18 protein-coding genes and 1 pseudogene are annotated in these 22,240 nt (G+C 35.7%); 8 read left to right on the top strand and 11 right to left on the bottom strand.

Annotated elements, in window-relative coordinates; genetic code table 11:
- Nucleotides 1-464: 464 nt before the first annotated feature.
- Entirely contained in the window at nt 465-1,925 is a 1,461-nt protein-coding gene (locus IPI65_11760) for a T9SS type A sorting domain-containing protein (protein ID MBK7442188.1), read from the bottom strand.
- Nucleotides 1,926-2,139: 214 nt separating this feature from the next.
- Between IPI65_11760 and IPI65_11755 the strand changes: the two genes are divergently transcribed.
- Genes IPI65_11755 through IPI65_11745 form a run of 3 tightly spaced genes read left to right on the top strand, consistent with a single transcriptional unit; the run spans nt 2,140 to nt 4,101 of the window.
- The gene (locus IPI65_11755; protein MBK7442187.1) at nt 2,140-2,766 is read left to right on the top strand and encodes an NUDIX hydrolase; all 627 of its coding nucleotides are present in this window, start codon (nt 2,140-2,142) and stop codon (nt 2,764-2,766) included.
- Complete coding sequence (locus IPI65_11750; GenBank protein MBK7442186.1) at nt 2,750-3,277, top strand: DUF4434 domain-containing protein; 528 nt, start codon at nt 2,750-2,752, stop codon at nt 3,275-3,277. The genes IPI65_11755 and IPI65_11750 overlap by 17 nt, the downstream gene beginning before the upstream one ends.
- Nucleotides 3,274-4,101, top strand: a complete 828-nt coding sequence (locus IPI65_11745; protein ID MBK7442185.1) for a hypothetical protein — start codon at nt 3,274-3,276, stop codon at nt 4,099-4,101. The genes IPI65_11750 and IPI65_11745 overlap by 4 nt, the downstream gene beginning before the upstream one ends.
- A gap of 649 nt (nt 4,102-4,750) precedes the next feature.
- On the opposite strand, the gene IPI65_11740 is transcribed toward IPI65_11745, so the two are convergent.
- The 10 genes and pseudogenes from IPI65_11740 to IPI65_11695 all read right to left on the bottom strand — a co-directional run bounded on the left by IPI65_11740 (nt 4,751) and on the right by IPI65_11695 (nt 13,331).
- Nucleotides 4,751-4,963 carry a hypothetical protein gene (locus IPI65_11740; protein ID MBK7442184.1) on the bottom strand — a complete coding sequence of 71 codons (213 nt, stop codon included), beginning with the start codon at nt 4,961-4,963 and terminating at the stop codon, nt 4,751-4,753.
- A 305-nt stretch (nt 4,964-5,268) separates the two neighbouring features.
- A complete protein-coding gene (locus tag IPI65_11735) occupies nt 5,269-5,817 on the bottom strand; it encodes a dihydrofolate reductase family protein (GenBank protein ID MBK7442183.1) in 549 nt (182 codons plus the stop codon).
- A 618-nt stretch (nt 5,818-6,435) separates the two neighbouring features.
- On the bottom strand, nt 6,436-7,218 hold the full coding sequence (locus IPI65_11730; GenBank protein ID MBK7442182.1) for a hypothetical protein: 783 nt from the start codon (nt 7,216-7,218) through the stop codon (nt 6,436-6,438).
- Between the two features lie 251 nt (nt 7,219-7,469).
- Nucleotides 7,470-8,408, bottom strand: coding sequence for a hypothetical protein (locus IPI65_11725; protein MBK7442181.1), 939 nt, complete (start codon nt 8,406-8,408; stop codon nt 7,470-7,472).
- 113 nt (nt 8,409-8,521) lie between these two features.
- On the bottom strand, nt 8,522-8,932 hold the full coding sequence (locus tag IPI65_11720) for a hypothetical protein (GenBank protein ID MBK7442180.1): 411 nt from the start codon (nt 8,930-8,932) through the stop codon (nt 8,522-8,524).
- A gap of 193 nt (nt 8,933-9,125) precedes the next feature.
- A complete protein-coding gene (locus tag IPI65_11715) occupies nt 9,126-9,842 on the bottom strand; it encodes a hypothetical protein (protein MBK7442179.1) in 717 nt (238 codons plus the stop codon).
- Between the two features lie 252 nt (nt 9,843-10,094).
- Nucleotides 10,095-10,346, bottom strand: coding sequence for a hypothetical protein (locus tag IPI65_11710; protein ID MBK7442178.1), 252 nt, complete (start codon nt 10,344-10,346; stop codon nt 10,095-10,097).
- A gap of 105 nt (nt 10,347-10,451) precedes the next feature.
- The gene (locus IPI65_11705; protein MBK7442177.1) at nt 10,452-11,153 is read right to left on the bottom strand and encodes a hypothetical protein; all 702 of its coding nucleotides are present in this window, start codon (nt 11,151-11,153) and stop codon (nt 10,452-10,454) included.
- Between the two features lie 491 nt (nt 11,154-11,644).
- Nucleotides 11,645-12,383, bottom strand: a pseudogene (locus IPI65_11700) (SDR family oxidoreductase).
- Nucleotides 12,384-12,449: 66 nt separating this feature from the next.
- Nucleotides 12,450-13,331 (bottom strand): helix-turn-helix domain-containing protein, encoded by an 882-nt coding sequence (locus IPI65_11695; protein MBK7442176.1) that lies wholly within the window; start codon nt 13,329-13,331, stop codon nt 12,450-12,452.
- 762 nt (nt 13,332-14,093) lie between these two features.
- Here IPI65_11695 and IPI65_11690 point away from each other — a divergent pair.
- From IPI65_11690 to IPI65_11670, 5 genes are read left to right on the top strand one after another with little or no spacing between them, the layout of a single operon-like run.
- Nucleotides 14,094-16,052: a hypothetical protein gene (locus IPI65_11690; protein ID MBK7442175.1), complete on the top strand. Its 1,959-nt coding sequence runs from the start codon at nt 14,094-14,096 to the stop codon at nt 16,050-16,052.
- Nucleotides 16,052-17,782 carry a hypothetical protein gene (locus IPI65_11685; GenBank protein ID MBK7442174.1) on the top strand — a complete coding sequence of 577 codons (1,731 nt, stop codon included), beginning with the start codon at nt 16,052-16,054 and terminating at the stop codon, nt 17,780-17,782. Before IPI65_11690 ends, IPI65_11685 begins: the two co-directional genes overlap by 1 nt.
- 5 nt (nt 17,783-17,787) lie before the next feature.
- The gene (locus IPI65_11680) at nt 17,788-18,792 is read left to right on the top strand and encodes a hypothetical protein (GenBank protein MBK7442173.1); all 1,005 of its coding nucleotides are present in this window, start codon (nt 17,788-17,790) and stop codon (nt 18,790-18,792) included.
- A complete protein-coding gene (locus tag IPI65_11675) occupies nt 18,792-20,030 on the top strand; it encodes a hypothetical protein (protein MBK7442172.1) in 1,239 nt (412 codons plus the stop codon). Before IPI65_11680 ends, IPI65_11675 begins: the two co-directional genes overlap by 1 nt.
- Nucleotides 20,011-22,236, top strand: coding sequence for a glycoside hydrolase family 3 C-terminal domain-containing protein (locus IPI65_11670; GenBank protein ID MBK7442171.1), 2,226 nt, complete (start codon nt 20,011-20,013; stop codon nt 22,234-22,236). Before IPI65_11675 ends, IPI65_11670 begins: the two co-directional genes overlap by 20 nt.
- The last annotated feature ends 4 nt before the right edge of the window (nt 22,237-22,240 follow it).

Below are 22,240 nucleotides of genomic sequence, written 5' to 3'. Positions count from 1 at the left end.
ATCCGAAATGGACGATAATTTGGTTAAAAAAAGAATTTCCAATTACTAACCTCTTTAATACAAGCAATGTCCTGAGGACAATGCGAATAGCCACCTTAATTTTCACACGAGGTAAAAAACTTCTATCCCCCCCCAGGGCTACCGCCCCCGGGGGGGGCGCCCCCAAAACATCCCCCCCCCCGGGGGGGGGTTTTATTTTCGTTTTGAATTACATTTTTCATTGTATGGTGGGTAATAAATTTACAAATAATGCAATTTTAAAATCCTTATAAAAGCATATCATTTAATGCCCCAACCCCAATTGACTTCACCGCCAGTCGTAAGGACGCATGCAATACGTCCCTACAACATGGGCAGGATCTTAATTTTTCGTTTTGATTTTAATTAAAATTTTTGATACGTTAATTCAAAAAAAAGGGCCGCTCGTTAAGAGCAGCCCAGTATTTAAACTTAAAATCCACAAATTATTCTATAACTAATGTTTTATTCAAAGTAGTGTTTCCATTACTTATTTTAACCAGATACATACCTGTGGCAATACCATTACCTAAATTAATATCCTGATTAATTACACTATTTTCTGAAGTGTAATTTGCTTCATAAACAACAGCTCCTGTGGCAGAATAAATAGTGATATTTATTTCTTTTGCTGTGCCTGAATTATTACTGAGTTGAATTGAAAAATCGCCGCTGTTAGGGTTTGGATAAATAACAAAATCATCGCTGTTTGATTCATCAAATTTACATGATGATGTAACCGAAGCTGTTTTTGATTTCACACAACCTGCAGCAGTAGTTTCTTTTAGTTTATAGCTACCAATAGTTGTTACAGTTAGATTTAATGGTGCACCTGCAATTACAACACCATTTTTATACCACTGATAAGTACTGCCAACGCCAATTTTACCTTTAAGAATTACTGAGCCTGTAGCGCAAATATCAAGACTTCCTATTGGTGTAATTTTTGGTGCTGCTTTTGAAATTGCTAAAGTAGTAGGAGGTGACTGTGCGAATGCAGTTCCCTGGCTGATTACCACACTGTAATTACCAGCCTGATTTGTAGTATAACTTGAAGCATTAGCACCAGGAATATTTGTTCCATTTTTCTTCCACTGATAACCGGTGTAGCCGGAAGCTGCTGTAAATGTTTGCGTAGTTCCTGAACATACAGTTACAGTACCTGTAGGTGTAATGTTTGTATTGATAAAATCGCAAGTTCCCCAAATAAACGGATCAAGGATAGCATTATCTGTAACGGTTAACGACCTGTTTGTAAATCCGAAATTTGTAACGGTGCAAGAAGAACCTTCTGTTAAAGCTTCCTGACCTGCCCATGCATCATAAGCAAATTTATATTCATAAGTACCCGGAGCTAATGTAATAGTGATTTCCCAAATACCATCGCTGTTTGCATCAGTCATAGGGGCACAACCTCCGCACCATCCGTTAAAGTTTCCATTAACTTCCGGTGTAGTAAAAGGACCTGCAACACCATTCATATTTACCTGAAATGTAATATCATACAATGCACCTGCACCACAATTATCGCAACTACCCCAACAAACAGGGTCTAAGTTGATATCTGATGCATCTACAACCAGTGAACGGTTTGTAAAACCAAAATTTGTTACGGTGCAAGATGTTCCCGGAATCAGGTTTTCTTGTCCGGCCCAGCTATCGTAAGCAAATTTGTACTCATAAGTACCCGGAGCCAGGGCAATGGTAACTTCCCAAATGCCATCTAAATCGGGGTCACTCATGGGTGCACAGCCACCGCACCAGCCGTTAAAATTGCCGTTTACCTCAGGTGTTGTAAAAGGATCAGCAACTTCATTCATGTTTACTTTAAAGGTAACATTGTAGGTTTGAGCCATCGAAACAAGGCTGAAACCCAACAGCGCAAAGAAAAGCGTAAGATTTTTCATAGTTAAGTGTAAAGGTTTAAGTGAAATAATGGGATAAATGTAAAATACTTTTTGTAATTTTTACAATAAGTATTATTTTTATAATCTTGTTTACATTTGCCAAATAGAGCAAACTATGGCAAAAACAAACAAAACCCTTAGAAGGCGAAATGAATACCAGATTTATGATGTGCCGATTGATTCATTTTTTGAATTAGCATTCAGCATTGACTGTGTGGTATTTGGCTATGGTAAGAAGGACTTACAAGTATTACTGATTCAGCGCGGAGCTGAGCCCTACAAGGGTTTGTGGGCGTTACCGGGCGACTTGGTTTACCCTGATGAAGACCTCGATACCTCAGCCGGAAGAGTATTAAAAGCACTTACCAGTCTGCCTGATTTGAACTTTGAACAGGTGCATACGTTTGGTGCGGTAGACAGGCATCCGCTGGGCAGGGTGGTTACCGTGGCGTATTATGCCATTGTAAATTTGAAGGGATTTAACCCAAAAGCTGCCTCTTGGGCCGATAAAGCGAAATGGCATAGCATAAAAAGTTTGCCGAAACTAGCTTTTGACCATAGGGATATTATTGATTATTCCTATAAAAAGTTGAAAGAAAGCACTTTGACAAAACCATTGTGGAATGGTGTGATAGAAGAAAAATTTACGCTCACACAACTACAATCGTTTTTTGAAACGGTGCTCGACAAAAAATTTGATAAAGGTAATTTCAGGAAAAAAATTGACCTTTTTCAATATGTAAAAGAAACCGAAGAATTTGAAAAAGATGTTCCTTACCGTCCATCTCGATTATTCAAATTCGATAAAAAACTCTATCAGAAAAATGAAGAAACCAGTTAGCCACCAATGTAAACTTTTTGTAGCGACACTTCTGCTGCTTGCAGTTAATTTATCAAACATTTATGCTCAGGCAGTTCCGGTCACGATACAAAAAGATGCAGAAGGCAATTGGACTTTATATCGCAATAATGAACCTTATTATGTAAAAGGAGTTGGTGGCAGCGTTGAGCTCGACAAAGCTGTTAGTATAGGTGCAAATTCCATCAGAACCTGGGGGATTGATAATGCAGGAGAAATATTAGATGCTGCGCAAGAAAAAGGTTTAACCGTATTATTAGGATTATGGCTGCAACACGAACGCCATGGTTTTGATTATGATAATGCTGAAAAAGTAAAACAACAATTGGAATTTTTTACCGCAATTGTTGAAAAATATAAAAATCACCCTGCATTACTGGCCTGGGGTGTAGGCAACGAAGTAGATTTATTTTATACGAATACCAATGTGTGGTATGCAGTTAATGATATTGCTAAAATGATTCATGAAAAGATCCGAATCATCCTACCATGACAGTTACTGCAGGTTTAGATACAATAGAAACCAGATTACTTTTAGAGCGTTGCCCCGAAATTGATATTTATGGTATTAATACTTATGGCGATTTAGGAAATGTTGCAAAACAATTACGCACTACTAAATGGACTAAACCATACATGATTACCGAATGGGGTCCAAACGGACATTGGGAAGTGCAAAAAACAATGTGGCAGGTTCCTGTTGAACAAAGCAGCAGTGAAAAAGCAAGTTCATATAAAGAACGTTACACAAATTATATTGCAGGCGATAGAAAATTGTGCATGGGCTCTTATGTTTTTTTATGGGGACAAAAACAGGAAACTACAGCCACCTGGTATGGTTTATTTGATGAAAAAGGTTTATCGAGTCAGGCTGTTGATGAATTGGAAAGAATATGGACCGGTAAAGAACCTGTAAATACGGCACCGGTATTAAGTGATGTAACTTTAAACAATAAACATAAAGGTGATTCAGTATTAATTCAACCTTTTAGCACTTGCTCCGCTATTGCAACAGCAATAGATGCCAATGGTGATAAATTAAAATATGTTTGGGAAGTTGTTTATGAAAGTACTGATATAAAAGCAGGTGGTGATGTAGAAGCAAAACCTGCTGCATTAAAAGGCCTCGGAATTAAAACGAAAGGCAATACCGTAACATTTACCGCTCCCGAAAAAGAGGGCCCTTACCGATTATATTTATTTATCTACGATGGCAATGGCCATTACGCTTACCAGAATATTCCGTTTTATGTTTTGCCGGGAGATGGTGCTTCTGATAAAGGAGCGGGAGTGACGTTTAAGAAACAGGGGATTTAATGTGCTGATGTGCTAATTTGTTGATGTGCTGATTAACAGCCGGTTTTGAGCATGAATTTCATTAGGAGGCTTATTGATGTGCGAATGTACCGATGTACCAATGTACCAATTGAACAGCCAATTTTGAGTGCGATTTTCATTCGGAGGCTAATTGATGTGAGAATGTACCGATGTACCAATGTACCAATTGAACAGCCGATTTCGAGTGCGATTTTCATTCGGAGTTTTCGTTGGGGTTAATAAATATTAACCTGTGCCGATAATATGCTGATTAAACAGCCGAAATTTATATTACATTTCATTTGGATTTATTATTTGAAATTTTAAACAGCCGAAACCGCGAAGTTCACGGAGAAACAGCCCGCGGAGTTTCGCGGAGAATTTTTAGTTAATCTGTTAATACTATTTTTTATTAATCATTTATTTTATTCAGCTCCAGCGGAGCGAAAGAATGGTAGAAAAAATTCCCACCAAAAAAAATTACCAGCCCTGTTGGGGCGGCAGAATGGTTTGAGAAGATAATTAATTTCGATAGATTTATTGATAAAATTTAATTTATTAACTTAATTACCAGTTATAAGAGAATTGAAATTTATTTAATTTAATTATACGCATAGTTCAGTTAACGTTATATTTACTTTTGTTAAGCTCAATCAAGTATTTTGCGTTTGTTTTTTGATAAAATAAATTCAATCTCATTTTTATCTGAAAAAAGCATGTCGGGCAAATACATACTAATTCCGTTATCCGGTTTAAGTATTATTCCTTTTTTGGTTTTATGTATACTTATAATACCCTCCCACTTTATCTCACCATTTGAAAACGGGCCTTTATGGCTAATATTTGAATCACTAAATTCCATTTCGATTTTTTGGCCTGTGACAATACTGGCTAATCTGGCCTTCAGCCATTTATTTTTTCATTATAAACCTTATACAACTCGTAAACACCAATAAGACTAAAAATGATTGGAAATATTCCTAAAACTTTATCCGTATCAAAAAGTAAAGCCCAATACCAAAAAGTATCATAATAATGGCAAAATAAGGTTCATACTTTTTAAGCTTTAATGTGGAGACCAATTCGTCATAGGCTTCTTTGTAGTAAGGTTCGTCAGGGATAATTGTAATCGTGAAAATCATTTATATATTTTTAAAAGTGTGTTTGCTATGCATTCGGTTCATAATAAAGCACAATAGCACCTGAGCTAAGCAATTTTGTTTTAATGAGTTTTAATAAAATTCTATCGGCAATATGGTCAAATAATAACATGCCTTTTCCTACTATTACCGGATGAATACATATTTGAAATTCGTCTATAAGATTACTGTTCAACAATTGAATAATCAAACTTTTACTTCCAATAAGTATGTCGTTTCCGGGTTGTTTTTTTAGATGAATAACTTCATCCGAAAGAGGCCTGGTTGCAATTATTGCACTTTCCCAGTCTGTGGTTTTGAGTGTGTTGGAAAAAACATTTTTTTCAATTTTGTCGATTGAAACTGCAAACTCATCCATTGATTTTTCTCCGGATGGGTTTTGTAACAATGTTTGCCAAAATTGCATTAATTGAAAAGTTGTTCTTCCGTATAAAATAACGCCGGCATTATCTATCAGCTCAGAATAATGTAGGTGAAGTTCATCATCAGCTATTCCTGCTGTATGATCGGCAACCCCGTCAAGTGTCATATTGAATGCTGCAATTACTTTTCTCATATTTTGTTGGCTACAGTTCCATTATTTAGTGTCAGTTTTGGCACTAGTTTTAATCTATCAATAAAACTACAAAACTTTTGCTTTCCTAAAAGGTAAGTATTTCTCAACACTTGGCTCATGCAATTAAGCGCTATTGGCTGTTTTTGTCTGGAAAATGCCCGGAAACAACAATTTAGAACTAATTTTTGGAATTTATGAATGGCCGAAAAAGTCTTGTCTCAATAATAGACATATAAAAAAATAACCTATTATAACGACATAATACTTTAATTAAAGATTTAAAGTCGTTAGCCGCAGACAAAGGTTTTATTATTACTTCATAAGATCTTCAATATAACCAAAGTTCATTAAATGAGTACTTAAAGCCTGAATCGTTAAGCTCAATTTGGATGCTCCGTAGCAAATATTGCAGATTGCCTATTAACCCAATTCCTCCCCGACCTGCCGTGGCTTGTGTTAAATATATTTTCATGAATGTTATAACATTGTATTGAAAGCTAAACTAATTAATAAAATGCAAAATAAGTGGCTTCAGTTATTTTAAAACTATTAACTAAGCTAAATTAAGGGCAATAATATCAATTATTTGCTTTTTATAAAACAGGCTTCAATCAATAATTAATAAGTGGTTTGATGAAAGACAACATCTTGACGGTATACTGTAATTAATAAATTAGGTTTATTTCTCCATAACCTTTCACTATTGCAGATCTGATATATTCTATAATTTTCAGCATCGAAATAAATGTCGGCGCGGTAAAGAAATTCTTGCTTAAGCCATTTATCGGAAATTGCCGCGTAATTTTTTTGGAGCCTTTGAAAACCGCTATCAGAATTCTCCACTGGTATATTATAATTGTTGTTCATATATAGTGTGAGCAATTCTGTACTATCACTTTTAGTAACATAAGAACAGCGAAGGAGTGAAGATAACATTTCATCGATTACAGTCCAAACAGTTCCAATAGTGTCATTAAAATTTAATGTATTCAGTGCAGAGATAAACTCTTTTTCAAAGGTGGTATTTGTCGGTTTTACGGATGGTATTGGGCTGTCAAATTGAAAATCCCAATAGTCCCGATAAGTATTAGAAAAAAATGGAATTGCATAATACTGTCCTAATGCGTTTTTAAAAATAATAATTTGCTGCGGGTCTTCAATTGTGTCAGGGGCTGATCGTAATTGTATCTCAAAATTCATCTCGCCATTTGTTACGCTGCGAACAAGTTTGTAATAGTCTAAAGGATTAGATGTTCCTTTTGGCAATTGAGAAAACTTGTTTGTTAATTCAGTAATTACTTTTTCAATTTCAGGTTCAAGTGAATTTGTTTGATTACAACTCAATAAAGTTGTGAGTATATATATCGTAATTAAGTATGTGTTAAAGGTAATGTGTTTCATAATCGATGTGTCTGTTGAACGGAAGGGTTTAAGGGTAGTTGAACTTATAGTTTTTTATATCTACGTTTTGTCTGTTCAATTCCTTATATAAAACTACAAATTTTTACCAACCATATAGCGACAATACATCAACTCGCTGTTTTCGATAGCATATCATTTTTGGCTGTTTTTGTCCAAAAAATGCCCGGAAACGCAGATTTAAGCCCTTTTTGGGAGAAATTTAAATGGCTGAAAATGTAACACTTCTAAACTTAAGGCTTTGCTGACAATGTCTTTACCATTTTCGCGAAATTTTGAGGCGGGAAAAATTGCAGTTTATTGTCTTCAATTTTGTAGGGTAAGTTTTCAAAATGTCCATCAATATACCAAAAAAGATTGTTGCTTATAGATCCGGGCCCTTCCTCGTTCATTCCATAAATGGCAGGAATAAGTTGATTGATAGCAGTAACAATTTCCAAATTTTCAATTGGATAAATAATTACAGAATGCCTGTGCGGAATTCCGACGATAGACCCTTTTGAGCCAATTAATTTAGGATAATTATTTAAATCAAATACAATGTTTGGTGCAAAGAAATGGTTGCCTTCAACAAACCAAATTGCCAACTCATTAAATTTATGTTGCGAAATATTTAAAGGGTAATTATGCTTTATGTTTTGTTTCCCTACTTCAAACAATTCCTCAAATGACCTTCCCCATTGCTCTATTTGATGAGGTTGAACGTTCGTTATGCTTTCCGGCAGGTCAAAAATTAACATGGAATAAATGTCGCCGGCAAAATCTTTTCCAACAGTTAACTCTTTTCCTATATGTCCAACATAGTCATTTGGGTAAAGGCGAACGCCAATGTATTTTTTTACTTTGTCAAAGTCATGAACAATTTTATTAAATTCCATTTCAAACTGATAGGCGCTAACCATTGAATCGAAATGCTCGGAGACAATTTTGCGATAATTTCTTTGCTTGTTTTGTTTACAAACTTGCGCAACATTGATTAGTCCTATAGAAGCAAATCCAAAGATGTTTTCCCCTGTCGACAACATGCCATCTCCAAGTTCGTAGGTGACATGCTTTTTTTTGAAATAATTGCTAATCGCGTTTATAAACTCACTGTATTCACTACTGCTGAAAAAAGCAGCCCATTCGGGGACTCCGGGATTTTCTGGTTTGTGTTTGAATAGTGAAAACATGCTATTGCATTAATATTATTTTATATCCAGACCGGCTTTCAATGCATCCAAAGTTATTTGATTTTGGGAGTCAGAAACTGAACCTGTTGCGATTTTATTGATATAATCCACATCTAACCAATATTGGCCGCAAATAGAAATAGCGTAATCTGTTGTTTTTCGTTTTTATGTCCTTCCCCTTTTGATCCGCCTAAACCTTCTTCAAACGCAATTACATAATATTCGCCTTCTTCAAATCTGGATAGGTAAGGACGGCATAAATATCCAACGTCACCCCAAACGATTACTGTTTTTCGACTTTCTTCACCTTTGTAAATATCGATGATTTCAACTTCCATCGACATTGGGGTTTGCACATCGTAAATTTCTTTAAACGACAAATATTTTGTCACTTTCACTAAAGCTACCAGTTTTGTGTTTGGAGCTACCTGTAAAAATTTACCTTGCATATTACAATCACAAGCTGAAATGGTCCGTCCAATTGTTAGGAGAAAAATAGTAATTACCAATTTAAGTGAATTCATTGATTTGTTATATATTTATTTTGTTAAATACAATAGCAATTTGCGTTCTGAGCTGCATTTAAACCAAAGCGCTCAGCTAATTTACGAAAGTTGAACAGGAAAGCAAAGTTGAAAATTCTAATCTCTTTAAATCCGACACAAAATACCTGTAAACAACACTAATTCTTTTTTTCACATCAGTCTTCAATTACGTTTAAATAGTTAGTTTATAATACATAACGCTACAAACTGAAGCTGCCACTAAAATTACCCACCAAAATATTCTTTTCGTTTTATAGTCAATATTTTTGCTTCTTTGTATTTCAAAAACTGAGTAACCCAAAACTGCAAGTAAAACAGTGCCAGATACACCAACTATGAGTTTGTCATTGGAAATAGCAACTGCAGCCATTAAGCCTAATGTAAATATGGAAATCAATCCTCGAAATTTTTGAAGAAAAGGTGTATCCGTTTTCACCGAAATAGGCCTTATTTCCGAAAGTAACTTTTCAAGCTTTTCATAATCTTCTATTTGCGAAGGCACACCTATTACATTAAAGTTTGAATTTCCTTTTATAGTAAAACTACCATTTGAATATTTAATAATTTCCGTGATATCTGAGGTTGAAACAGTTATTGTTGGTGTATTGATTTGTTCTCTAATAATACTATTATTATCAAGAATCAGGCTATAACTATGGAAGAGCGCTTCTTGTCTTTTAATACCACGATAAAGTCCAAATGCTAATAGTCCCAATACCAATGGTATTGCAAACGGCAAAGTTTTCACATCGCTTTGTTGTTCGTTATTACTAAAATAAGCAATTGCAAGTCCGAAGAGTGCGGCTAATAGTGAATTTGGAATTGCTTTAATTAGTAAAGCTTTTCTTATTTCTTTAAAACCATCATGCCTTATTTTAAATTGTTCCATGGTTGTCGTTTTAAATTATAAAAAGGAAGTTTTCACTTTTAGATCTATTATTGGGGTTCGCAACAACAGGTAACCAAACTGTTTCTTGATTAAGTTTATAGCCTTAGTTGAATGGCAACCCATAATTGCTAAACTTATTAGTATACTTAAGAAAAAACGAGTTTGCATAGATATTGTTTAAACAAGTCGCCAATTGTTACATGATTCGGATACGCTTCACATATAACCTCTACCGCCTTAGCCCCTATCTTCTCACCTCAACGTCATTATTTCGATTTTCATATACGGATAGTAAGGAAGCGTGGAAAGTTTTTTATCTGCGTCTATTTTATCTTCAGCGGTTAGTATCAGGTAAATTCCGGCGGTGTCAGCTTTTATGTAGGAATCCAATAGTGTTCCATTGTCCTCCCATTCTTTTATTATTTCTTGTTCTTTTGGCAATAATTTCATTCTTGTTTCATCATCTATTCCTTGTAAAAGAATATCAATCATAAATTTTTTCATCGTTTATTTTTTTGCTTTGCCTACTCTACTCGGTTTTCTGCTTTCCCCGTTGGTATATTTAGGCAAAGTTCGTTAATTAGTTTAAGGTTTTATTAATCGCATAACCTAGCAACAATAAATTAAGTCAACTACTTTGTTCTTTTTCTTTGAGAATCCAATTATGGTAATGTCTTCCTCATGTAATGCTATACAAAACAAAGGTCTGTTTTCTTCACGACATTCAACAAAGGTTTCGTAGTCTTGTATATCTTCCTTTGTCGTGGAATTAATAATATTATTTTCGTCATCATTGTTAATATCAAGAAATGAAGTTTTAGTTAAAACTTTTTTGGCCTCCCACAGAACATATTCCTCCATTTCTAAATCACTAGAAATTTTATATGTTGAATAACCATTTACTAGATCACTTGTTGTAAAGGTTTTTTCATAAATTAGTTCACCGGCTCGTGACCTAATTTTAATAGTGCACTTTGTATCGTTGATATTTCCACTTGGCATATAAAAGGTAAAACAATCCTCTGCATTTTCACTAGAAAATTTTTGGAATACCGTATCATAAAAATCTGTTTGAATGCTAGTATTCTGAAAATTGAAATACCTATCGGCAGTTCCAATAGTATCTATCGGGTTTTTCTCAACGTTTTGTTTAGCTTGATTAGCCTTTTCGTCCGATTTTGTTGTTTGTTTGCAACTTCCTAAAATCAATAAATAACATAATAATATAAGCGAATATCTTTTCATATTAATAAGTGCATTTTCAATGTAATAAAAATTATTTACTCCCATAAATGTTGAATTACTTTCCAAAGTTACTTAGTGTAAATCACCAAATATTTGAAGCATTTGGACGTTAAAGATTTACCGAAACTATTTTTAAGCAGCTTCCGCATTTACCTAAGCCAAATTTACATAAATTTTGAATTTTTATAAGGAAACCTTGCAGTGACAAGTGTAATGGGTAAGGTGTAGTTTGATATTCGACTCGATTATTAATAATTTATACTTCGGACAATTTAATTTATCCAAACATCCCGCAAACGCCATCATGTATGGGCGGATGCAATTCGCCCCTACATGTTGACGTTTGCTAATTTTTCATTTAAGTGATGGAATTATTTCCGGTATTGCAGTCACCACTCATTACTCATCACTCATGTGAGCGCAGCGAACAACTCATTGGATGTGGGATGAATAATGTGGAATTAATGGATATAATTTCGACTCGGCTTTCTATATTAACAATTTATGAAACGAAAAGCCATTATGCAGAAGCGCTGTAAGTGTTACATGTTTTTTTATTACCAAGCAATTTCTCCTGTTGCAGGATTATTTTCTTCGCTAAAAAATTTCCCTGTCGGGCCATCTTTATCAATTAAAGCATATTTTATAATTCGTTTGCCGGCATCTTCAACGGTTCCAGTACCACGATGTCCATTAAAATCAGTATTCGTGTATCCGGGGCAAACAGCATTTACTTTAAAGTTGGTGTTTTTCAGTTCGTAAGCCAATACTACTGTGTACATATTCATTGCTGATTTTGAAGAAAGGTAAGCAGCAGCTTTGTAATCGTAATATTTGTAGGCAGGGTCGCTATGCAAAGGTAATAGAGCCTTGACTTGAACTTACATTTACAATGCGCGGTTCAGATGATATTTTTAATAAATCAATAAATGCCTGTGTAACTCTTACAACACCAAATACATTTGAATCGTAAGTAGTTTTAAATTGTTCGATAGTGGTATTGAGGGCTCCTTGTGGATAGCCCCCAAAGATGCCGGCATTGTTAATTAGTATGTTCAACACTTGTGTTTTCCTGCTAATTTCTACTCGAGCATTTTCTACAGATTCATCGTTTGTAACGTCAAGCTGAATGGCTTCAACATTTTTTAATCCTTCTGCATTTAATTTATTAACTGCTGCTATACCATTATCCAAATTGCGACTGCCTAGATAAACATAAATGCCTTTTTGAGCAAGTTGTCGCGCAACTTCATAGCCAATACTTTTGTTAGCTCCTGTTACTAATGCTGATTTCATTTTTACATTTTTTAATGGAATCACAAAAGTCAGCAGGTCAAAATTAATTGAGATGGACTATTCACTTTATTTGCTTGACAAATCCTGAATGCTTTCTACAAACTGCGTTACACTTTTGCCGGTATTCTTTTTGAAAAGCTTTGAAAAATAATCAGGATCGCTGAAACCTAACTCGTAAGCCAATTCTTTTACCGATGTCTCAGAATAGAAAAGTTTCCGCTGTGCCTCTAACATCAAACGGTTTGTGATAAATTCTTTTGGCGAAACTCCCGAAAACGCTTTTACAATATTGTAGAGATTATTTGTTGTTATTGAAAGATTATCGGCAATAGTATTTATAGAATGTTGTTCTGTTAGATGAGTTTCAACTGCAATTTTAAACTCAATGTATTTTGAAAGTTTGTTTGATTCAGAATTTTCTTTTGCAACACTTTTAAAATATGCTTTGTTCAACTCCGTTAAAAGTGAATTAAGATGCGCCAAAATAATTTCAGCATCTTTTTGGTCGTTTTCTGAATGCAATATTTTGTCGAGTATATCAAAAAGTATTTTTACGCGTTGGCTCGAATCACTGTCAAATGAAATGATTTGTGAATTTAATGGATTGAGTAAAAAAGAAAATTGTTTAGGAAGTAAAGACAAGCAGTTTTGGTCAAAACTCATTTTGAAACATTCAATGTTACCTTGCTTCTGTGGAGGGACTGAATGGATTTGATTAGGCAAAACAAAAAACAATTGCCCATTTGTAATTGTCAAATCGTTTAGGTCAACCTTATGCGTTAGCGAACCACTTTCAACAAACACAAAAAAGTAATTAGCTTTTCTGTGTGGTTCTGTAAGCATTTTCATTACATCAGCAGACAAATTATTATTTGAATTAGAGTTTACTCTAATCGCAAGTTTGTCGTGCTGTTTTATTTTGTCAAGTAATCCTTTTGTTTCTTGCATTTTAATTGTTCAATTCTATTAGATGCAGTTTTATTTGAACATTAACGTTATCACCTTTGAATAATGGCGGAACATTAGTAATTTATTTTAAAGGTAAGCAAAATTTGAATTAGTAAATTATTTTCCACAATTTCAATTTATCTATACATTCCGCAAACGTCATCATGTTAGGGCGGATGCAATTCGCCCCTACATGATGACGTTTGCTAATTTTTCGTTTAAGTGATGGAATTATTTCCGGTATTGCCGTCACCACTCATTATTCATCACTCATGTGAGCGCAGCGAACAACTCATTGAATGAGCGATGAGTAATGAGGAATGAGTGGTTTTAGTTTTGATTCGACTTATTATCAATAGTTATTCAGAACAATTTTAATTTATCCAAACATTCCGCAAACGTCACCATGTATGGGCGGATGCAATTCGCCCCTACATGGTGACATTTGCTAATTTTTCGTTTAAGAGATATGCATGGAGTGGTTTTAATTTCAACTCGACTAATTACATTTTTACTCAAAATCGCGTTAGGGATAGTAACGGAAACCCCCTTTGTCCGCCTCGGCAAAGGGGTTGGAGTGGATAGCCCGGCCCCTATAGTGATTAATAATTTGCAGGGGCAAATTATTAATCACTATAGGGGAAACGCCCAAAACATTTTGAGCTTGGATGGGAGAAAAAGTTGGGCACTAATTGTAATTTTTACAAAAAGTATTACATTTGATTTGTAAACGTGTAATTTTAATACGCAAAACCTATTGTGTTGGGGAAAAGATTAAACAAAATAGTTGGATTGTTTGCCGTGGCTGCGCTGTTGCCTGTTTTGGGGTTTGGACAGCGGGATACAAGCAATACCGTGGTTACGCCTCAGGTTGGGTTGTTTCCGAAACATGCTCCGGATGAACTGTATCGTGTTGCGGTATCTGGGTTTTACCGTTTTTATGGCACTCAAACCCGGAATTTTACACCTTATTTGCTGAGCACGGCAGGCGGACAAACCACACCAACCAATCAGATGTTTATTGGCGATGATACACAATTGCCAACTTTACAATTAAATGTTTCGGGCAGACCGACATTAAAAACATCGTGGGCATTTGACATTTATACTTACCAATATTTAAACGGTGTGTTGGGTAGCGCTTACGGAAAACAGGTGGTGGACAGTTTGCGCCCGAGTATTCAAAATCCGATTGAAGGAACGCGGTTGGGTGGAAGTATGATTTTGAATTTGGGCATCAACTTTACTGCGACGCATTCAACTTCGTTTGGTTCGTTTACGCTGCGCACAGGTGGTATTCAATGGCATGTTTTGAGCGACCTTACCATGGGTTCGTTTCGTGGATATAATCGGTTCACTTTATTTGAACGCAACCCCTGGGACCCCATTACCAATGCGGTTTTTGGGCGATACGACAAATATTATACGGAAGGGGCAGTTGACCAGGATGTACGTTGGGGAAATCGCGCATTTAAAGGTTTCGCCTTGGATGTAGCCGAACTTCCGGGCGATTTAAAAGCAAAAATATTAGTTGGTAAAACAGAATTAAATGGCGGGTTTGGCAGCACACCGAATGTATCATACGGCGGCCAAATCATAAAACAATTAAATGAAGGCAGATTTTATGGAATCAACACCATCAGCAGCATTACTTACGCCGATAGCTTAGCGTTGGAAAAAGTAGGATTTAACACCATTACATTTGAAGTAAATGAAAAAATAAAATCATTCGGCCTGCATCTTGAAGCCGGTATGGCACAATATTTTAGTCCGCTCAACAACGAAGGCTGGGGCGAAATGATTAGCGGAACAATTATATCTCCCATCAAAAAAAATATTCCGGTAATTAGTTTACACGGATTTAGTATTGCTCCCGAAGTTTTTAATAACAACTCGGTATTTTTAAACAGCAGCGTTACCGAATATACTACCAACGATATTCCGGCAGGCTCTATTGGCAGCAGCGCAGTGCTTCGCCCTACAGGCAGCGCGATGTTGCGCATGGGTATGATGTCGAATAACAGACAGGGATTAGATATTAATATTGAACAAACCTGGGAAAATATTTCATTTAATATCGGCATCGGTATGAATGGAGAAATTACACCGGCATCAAATGTAATTACGTATTCGCATCCTGTAAATAGTTTAACACGTGCACGTTTCTGGCGATTTGCATTTCCATCGAATGTTGGTCCGTACGACAGATATTCAGTGATTTACCGCGATGTTTATGAAACTGTTAATTTAAGTGATGACAGTTCAGGTGTTGCCGTAAATAAAAAATATTTTTCAGTATTTGAACCGCAAATAAAATTTAAAACACATGCATTTAATCGCCCGATGTATATTTTCTTTTTGGGATATTACAGCACAGTGCAGCGCGACTGGAGTATTATTCCGGTATTAAATGAAGATGCATACATCAGACAATATGCGAGTGAAATTGAAATTTATTATAGCATTACCGATGGTTTGGTATTAAGCGGATATTATGGTTACGAGCGTACGCTTGGCAATTATTTAACCGATATTGATGAAGTGACGCGTCGTCCGCGCAATCAGACAGGCAATGGATACGGTGCAGGTTTAGATATTGATTTAGGTCGCAATGCTATTTTATACATCCGCAACCGCTGGGCTAATTTTAGTGATGCGAGTTTTGCAGATGATACTTTTAGAAATCAGGAAACTATAGTTGAATTAAAAATATTTTTCTAGTGAAAAAAATTAACGCAGCCATTTTTACAGGTTTGATTTTGTGTTCGGCATTAACAACACAAGCTCAAACTGAGGTAAAAAAATTCAGTTTAAACGGTACGGCACGCACGCTATCGTTTTTAGACAATTTATCGCAGGACGTTGCGGTTGCCGACACTGTTACGGCACCAAAAAGTTTATCGTCGCATACATTGGTGGACCTTGGTATGTTAATTCGCCCTGGTGAAAATATTGCGATACAAAGTACGGTTCGTATTCGTAACGACTTTGGCGGATTTTGGGGTTCAGGCGTTACTTTCGATGTTCGTGAATTATATGTAAAAGGGGTAATTAAAGATATTGTTCGTTATGAAGTTGGTGATGTGCATTATAAATTAACACCATATACTTTTTATAATACCAACAGCGAATTACAAACATTAACGCCTGCTGCATTTTCGCATTTATCGGATCAAATTGCATACGATAATTTTTATGATGCAGATAATACCTGGCGCCAACAAGGTGCTGCTGTTGACTTTGGTTTGGTATTTAATAAATATATTAAAGAAATTAACTGGACAGGCTTTACCGGTCGTGTTGCAGCGACAAACGGAAGTTCACAACCGGAAAGATTATTTTCTGCAGCAAATATGACTTTAATACAAAGCAAAATGTTTTCGCTTGGATTAAATTATGCGAATTTATATGATTTTCCGGGCACAGCAAGTACTACTGAACAATATGTAAATCCGGTAGTAACGGGTAATGCGCAATTAGCTTATACTATTGGTAAAATTGAATTATCTGCAAACGGTGAAATCGGAAAATCGCATAATGAAATTATTAATGATTCACTTGCTCCGATTTTAGATGGCAATTTTTTTGATACCAAAATTGAAGCAAAATATTCACCATGGCAATTAGGTATTTATATTGGAATGAAAAGTGTAGATGCAAATTTCAGAAGTGCAGGTGCGCAAACAAAAAGAATAAATTTTGACGGCACACCGGCTGCTTACGAACGTATAACCAACGATCAGGTATTACGTGAATTAACCATGTTTGATTTATTGCGTGAAGCCGATTTATATAATTTACAATTACAAACCGGTTTAATGGCGTTTGATGCGAAATATGATAACATCACACCATTTGGTGCAGCAACACCAAATCGACAGGGCTTTGAAATTGGTTTAAATTGGGCGGGATGGCATGATGCGGTAAAATTAAATGCATCTTATTTAGCACAATCGGAAATTCGCGGACAAGGCACCCTTAATTTGAGAAATTTTACACGCATGGATGCCGATGCAACAATTGCGGTGAATAAATTATTAAAATGGAATAAAAAAATTGAATTAACTGCCGGCATGCGCAGCGACAACACCAATCGCGATGGAGAAGCGGGTGTGCCTTCGGTTGATTTACAAACAGATGTAATTAGTTTAGGCTTTACGGCTAATGTGGTAGCTGATTTAGATATTGTGTTTGGTTTTCAGCAACATAGTTATTTAGGATTTGAGTTTGTAAACCAAACCGATAAATATGACCAGATTATTAACTTTAACGAATACGTAGTAGATGGCAGTCAGCAAATAACCGGTGGTGGGTTGAGATGGAATTTTTCAGAAAAAACTTACCTGATGGGTCAATATAACCGGTTTATGCAAAACAATAATCTGGTTGGCGATGTTTTACCATCTTACAGCATTAACAATTTTGCTTTCATTTATAGTATGAAATTTTAAGCGATATGAAAAAAATATTTCTTCCTCTGTTTTCAGCCGTCTTATTACTGGCTTCATGTACAAAAGATGATTCCGGATATGATGGCCCTTCGCTCAACGATATTTATGGCGATTTCAGCATTTTAGACAGTTTAAGCGCAAGTGCTGCTGCTGTAGATTTTAGTGTTGGACAAACCTTGACCTTTTCTGCTGAATTTTCGAAAAATGTTAACTGGAAAATTGAAGTTGTTGGAAATACTTCCGGCGCAATTTATACCATTGAAGGTTTTTCAAGATTAATAGATGCGGATAATTCCATTTGGGATGGTTCTGCAACTACATTACCGATGTTCAGAGCTGAGGATTGTGTAGCGATGTTAACGATAGATGGTGAAGATGATACCTTAATTCAAAATGTTTCGGTTTTAGGCACTAAGGTTATTACAGGATTAATTTTATCTGATTTTGAAGGTGAATTTAATCCGGGCTGGAGCACTTTTGTGCAGTCAGGCGCAGATATGAGTTTTGTAATTACAGATTCAGATCCTGCAGCTCAGGGTGCGAAATATTATGACATGGGCGGAACTGTGGATTGGGATTGGTTATTAGGATTAGTTGATATTCCCGGTAGCGCTTATGGTGCAACTACATTTAGTTTAAACAGCAATCCGAACAATGTTTATTTTAATGTGATGTTATCAAAAATTCCGGGTTTAAATAACGGATTGGTTTTATTTCAATTCCGTGAAGATGACAATGGTGATGGCGTATATACCGATGGTGAAGAAGATTTATTTTCTATTGAAGTAGCTTTAAATAATAATGATGGATGGCAATTGGTAAGCAGTAAATATGCTGATATGCCAACATTAGTGAATGGTGCTGCTGCTGACCCGATTGGCAATGGTATTTATGAGCCGGAAAAATTGATTCAAGTTTCTGTGCTTATGCTGGCAAATCCTGTTTCAGGTTATGCGCAGGCTTACATGGATTTAATGTTATTTACAGAAAACCAACCATTTAAACCTTAATGATTCGCAATTTCATATCGCCGGCAATAATATTAGTTGTATTAAGTGCAACCATATTTTCATGTTCCATAAAACCAGTTAGTGTTTATGAAACAGGTTCAGGTGGCGATAGTATTCAGCATATTAAAAATGTGTATGCCATTAATATTTTTACCGATTATGTTACGAGTGAACTTTGGAAAACTGAAGATACTTCGTGCATCATCGTAAAAAATATTTTTGATTCAACCATGATTGGTGAAGGTGGCTTATATATTAAATGGAATAAAACTTCAGGCGGCTGCAATTGGGTTGGAATAGGCATTGGTTGGGATGGCTGGAACGGAAAAAATTTACAGGAAATTTATAACGAAGCTGCCATACAATTTATGGTGCGCTCACCAAAAGGCACACAGCCCGGACTACCATGGGCAATGGCATTTGAAGATTTTGGCGGTGGGCAAGCATGGGCAGGTGTTTTTTCCAATTTTATTGAAGGCGGAAAAATTACCGAGCAATGGACTAAAGTGCAAATTCCTTTAACGGCGTTTGATTTTAATCAGTTTGATGCAGATAAATCCGGAATAAAACAATTGATTATTCAGTTTGAATCGGAAGGTGAAATATTTTTTGATGATTTAAAAATTGTTCCGACACAAACGGTGGAATCTAAACTGGCAATTGTGCCTTTTGTAAATACGTTAGCAACTGTTGACGGTATAAAAGATAATATTTATTCAGGCAACGGATTTAGTTTAGAAAATGGTCAGGTTTGGCTTGCCGTAAATGATAAAAATATGATGGTATATGCAGAAGTAAATGATGCTTCGCCATTACAAAATATTCAAAGTGGAAAAGATATCTGGAATGGTGATGCACTTGAAATTGCATTTACTACCAACGCTGCTGCATCTGCAAACAGAAAAGCATTTTTATTATCTGACCAACATATCGGCATTAAGGCTACAACAGCACCTGTTTTATGGAACTGGAGAAATAATACAGCGGCTACAGGAAATGTAATGACCAAAAAAACAACAACCGGTTATATAGTTGAAGCAATAATTCCGGTAGATCAATTTATTGCTGCACCATTTATTGCAGGAAATAATTATCAGATAGAAGTTGCTATTGATGCAGGCACTACAAAAGGAAGAGAAAAACAATATCGTTGGAATAATCCATATAATGAGGGTTTTCACACATCGCCTCAGTTATGGGGAAAAATGCGAATTATAAATGAAACAGTTGCGAATTAATATACTGCGGGTAAACAGTATTATTGGAATCTTTTTTATTTCTACTATTTTACATGCGCAATCGAATGTAGATATTGATGCATTAATTGCAAAAATGACCATTGAAGAAAAAGTTGGTCAGATGACGCAATTAAATTTAGATGTGGTATGTGAAGGTGATATTTACAAATTGGTTGAACCGCATCATTTAGATGCAGCAAAATTAAATCGTGCCTTAATAGAATATCATGTTGGTTCCATTTTAAATTGCGGTGGACATGCTTATGATTTAACGCAGTGGCATACTATCATTAATGGCATTCAAACAGTTGCTACTACTCAAACACGATTAAAAATTCCGATTGTTTATGGTATAGATGCCATTCATGGTGCGAATTATACCTTAGGTGCTACCCTGTTTCCACAACCATTAGCTCAAGCTGCCAGTTGGGATCCGAAATTAGTAAAACGTGGTGCAGAAATTACAGCGTACGAAGTAAGAGCAAGTGGAATTCCGTGGAATTTTTCTCCGGTATTAGATTTGGGCAGAGACCCACGCTGGTCACGGTTATTTGAAACGTATGGTGAAGATGTGTTATTGGCAAAAACAATGGGATTGGCAACAATTAATGGTTATCAGGGAAATAATATTGGTGATGCTTATCATGTAGCAGCCTGTATGAAACATTTTTTAGGTTATAGCATGCCGCGTACAGGAAAAGACAGAACACCGGTTTATATTGATGACATTCAGTTACGCGAATATTTTTTACCAACTTTTCAGGCGGCAATAAATGCAGGTGCTTCAACTGTTATGATTAACAGTGGCGAATTAAATGGTATTCCTGTTCATGCAGATAAAAAAATTCTCACCGATTTATTACGCAACGAATTAGGATTTAAAGGCGTAGCGGTTACTGATTGGGAAGATATTATGAAGCTGAATAATATTCACATGGTTGCACCTACATTAAAAGATGCTGTTTATATGGCAATTGATGCTGGTATTGATATGTGTATGGTGCCGAACGATTATAATTTCACCATTTTATTAACCGAACTCGTAAAAGAAGGTAAAATTCCCGAATCGCGTTTAGACATTTCTGTTAAACGTATTCTCGAATTAAAAAAACAATTAGGTTTATTTGAACAACCATTTACACCGGCAACTACCGATTATAAAAAATTCGGTTCCGATGAATTTGCGCAGGCTGCAAGAAATATGGCTCAGGAATCAATTACCCTGTTAAAAAATAATAATGCGTTATTACCATTAAAACAGGAAACAAAAATATTGGTGACCGGACCAGCAGCAAACAGCATGACGTATTTAAATGGCGCATGGACAAGAACATGGCAGGGAACAGATACTACCTGGAACGACCAGTCAAAATATACAATTCGTGAAGCATTAAATCAATCGAACACTGTATTTATTGCATATGATGAAGCCGACCGATTATTAAATGCTGCAAAAACGAGTGATGTTATAATTGTTTGTCTCGGCGAAAAACCATCAACCGAAAAAGTTGGTGATATCGACGAATTAAGTATGCCTGAAAATCAGCAACAATTAATCGGATTATTAAAATCTGCAGGCAAACCGATTGTTTTGGTATTAGTTGAAAACCGTCCATTACTGGTAAACGATATTGAACCTTTATGTGATGCTATTATCATGGCTTATGAACCTGGTGATTATGGTGGGTTAGCTTTAGCAGATATTATTTACGGAAAAATAAATCCTTCAGGAAAATTACCATTTACTTATCCGCGATATGAAAATTCGTTATTGTGGTATGATCATAAACACACAGAAACCTTGGATCAAAGTTTTGGCAGAAATGCATTTAATCCACAATGGGAATTTGGTTTTGGAATGAGTTATACCAACTTTGAATATAGCAATCTGGTTATATCAAACGATACTTTGGCAAACGGAAAATTACAAATCAGCGTAACCGTAACCAATACCGGAAAAGTTGCAGGTAAAGAAGTTGTACAATTATATATCGCCGATCGATATGCCAGTATAACACCTTCTGTTAAACGTTTACGCGGGTTCGAAAAAATTAATTTGCAGTCGGGCGAAACACATATTGTAACTTTTACAATAAGTGCCGAAGATATTGCATTTGTCGGACGTGATTCAAAATGGATAGCTGAAGCAGGATGGTTTGATATTTTTATTGGAGATGAAAAAAATGCGTTTTATTTATCAAAATAAATAA

Source organism: Bacteroidota bacterium (assembly GCA_016706255.1).
Taxonomy (GTDB): domain Bacteria; phylum Bacteroidota; class Bacteroidia; order Chitinophagales; family BACL12; genus UBA7236.
Note: the sequence above shows the minus strand (reverse complement) of the source record. Positions and strands in the feature narration are given on the sequence as shown.

What these genes read in the sequence shown, in the direction of transcription:
- IPI65_11715 (MBK7442179.1), bottom strand. Translation starts at nt 9,842, where the DNA reads ATGGAACAATTTAAAATAAGGCATGATGGTTTTAAAGAAATAAGAAAA.
- IPI65_11675 (MBK7442172.1), top strand. Translation starts at nt 18,792, where the DNA reads ATGATTCGCAATTTCATATCGCCGGCAATAATATTAGTTGTATTAAGT.
- IPI65_11680 (MBK7442173.1), top strand. Translation starts at nt 17,788, where the DNA reads ATGAAAAAAATATTTCTTCCTCTGTTTTCAGCCGTCTTATTACTGGCT.
- IPI65_11710 (MBK7442178.1), bottom strand. Translation starts at nt 10,346, where the DNA reads ATGAAAAAATTTATGATTGATATTCTTTTACAAGGAATAGATGATGAA.
- IPI65_11730 (MBK7442182.1), bottom strand. Translation starts at nt 7,218, where the DNA reads ATGAAACACATTACCTTTAACACATACTTAATTACGATATATATACTC.
- IPI65_11740 (MBK7442184.1), bottom strand. Translation starts at nt 4,963, where the DNA reads ATGGAATTTAGTGATTCAAATATTAGCCATAAAGGCCCGTTTTCAAAT.
- IPI65_11670 (MBK7442171.1), top strand. Translation starts at nt 20,011, where the DNA reads ATGAAACAGTTGCGAATTAATATACTGCGGGTAAACAGTATTATTGGA.
- IPI65_11720 (MBK7442180.1), bottom strand. Translation starts at nt 8,932, where the DNA reads ATGAATTCACTTAAATTGGTAATTACTATTTTTCTCCTAACAATTGGA.
- IPI65_11735 (MBK7442183.1), bottom strand. Translation starts at nt 5,817, where the DNA reads ATGAGAAAAGTAATTGCAGCATTCAATATGACACTTGACGGGGTTGCC.
- IPI65_11750 (MBK7442186.1), top strand. Translation starts at nt 2,750, where the DNA reads ATGAAGAAACCAGTTAGCCACCAATGTAAACTTTTTGTAGCGACACTT.
- IPI65_11745 (MBK7442185.1), top strand. Translation starts at nt 3,274, where the DNA reads ATGACAGTTACTGCAGGTTTAGATACAATAGAAACCAGATTACTTTTA.
- IPI65_11695 (MBK7442176.1), bottom strand. Translation starts at nt 13,331, where the DNA reads ATGCAAGAAACAAAAGGATTACTTGACAAAATAAAACAGCACGACAAA.
- IPI65_11760 (MBK7442188.1), bottom strand. Translation starts at nt 1,925, where the DNA reads ATGAAAAATCTTACGCTTTTCTTTGCGCTGTTGGGTTTCAGCCTTGTT.
- IPI65_11725 (MBK7442181.1), bottom strand. Translation starts at nt 8,408, where the DNA reads ATGTTTTCACTATTCAAACACAAACCAGAAAATCCCGGAGTCCCCGAA.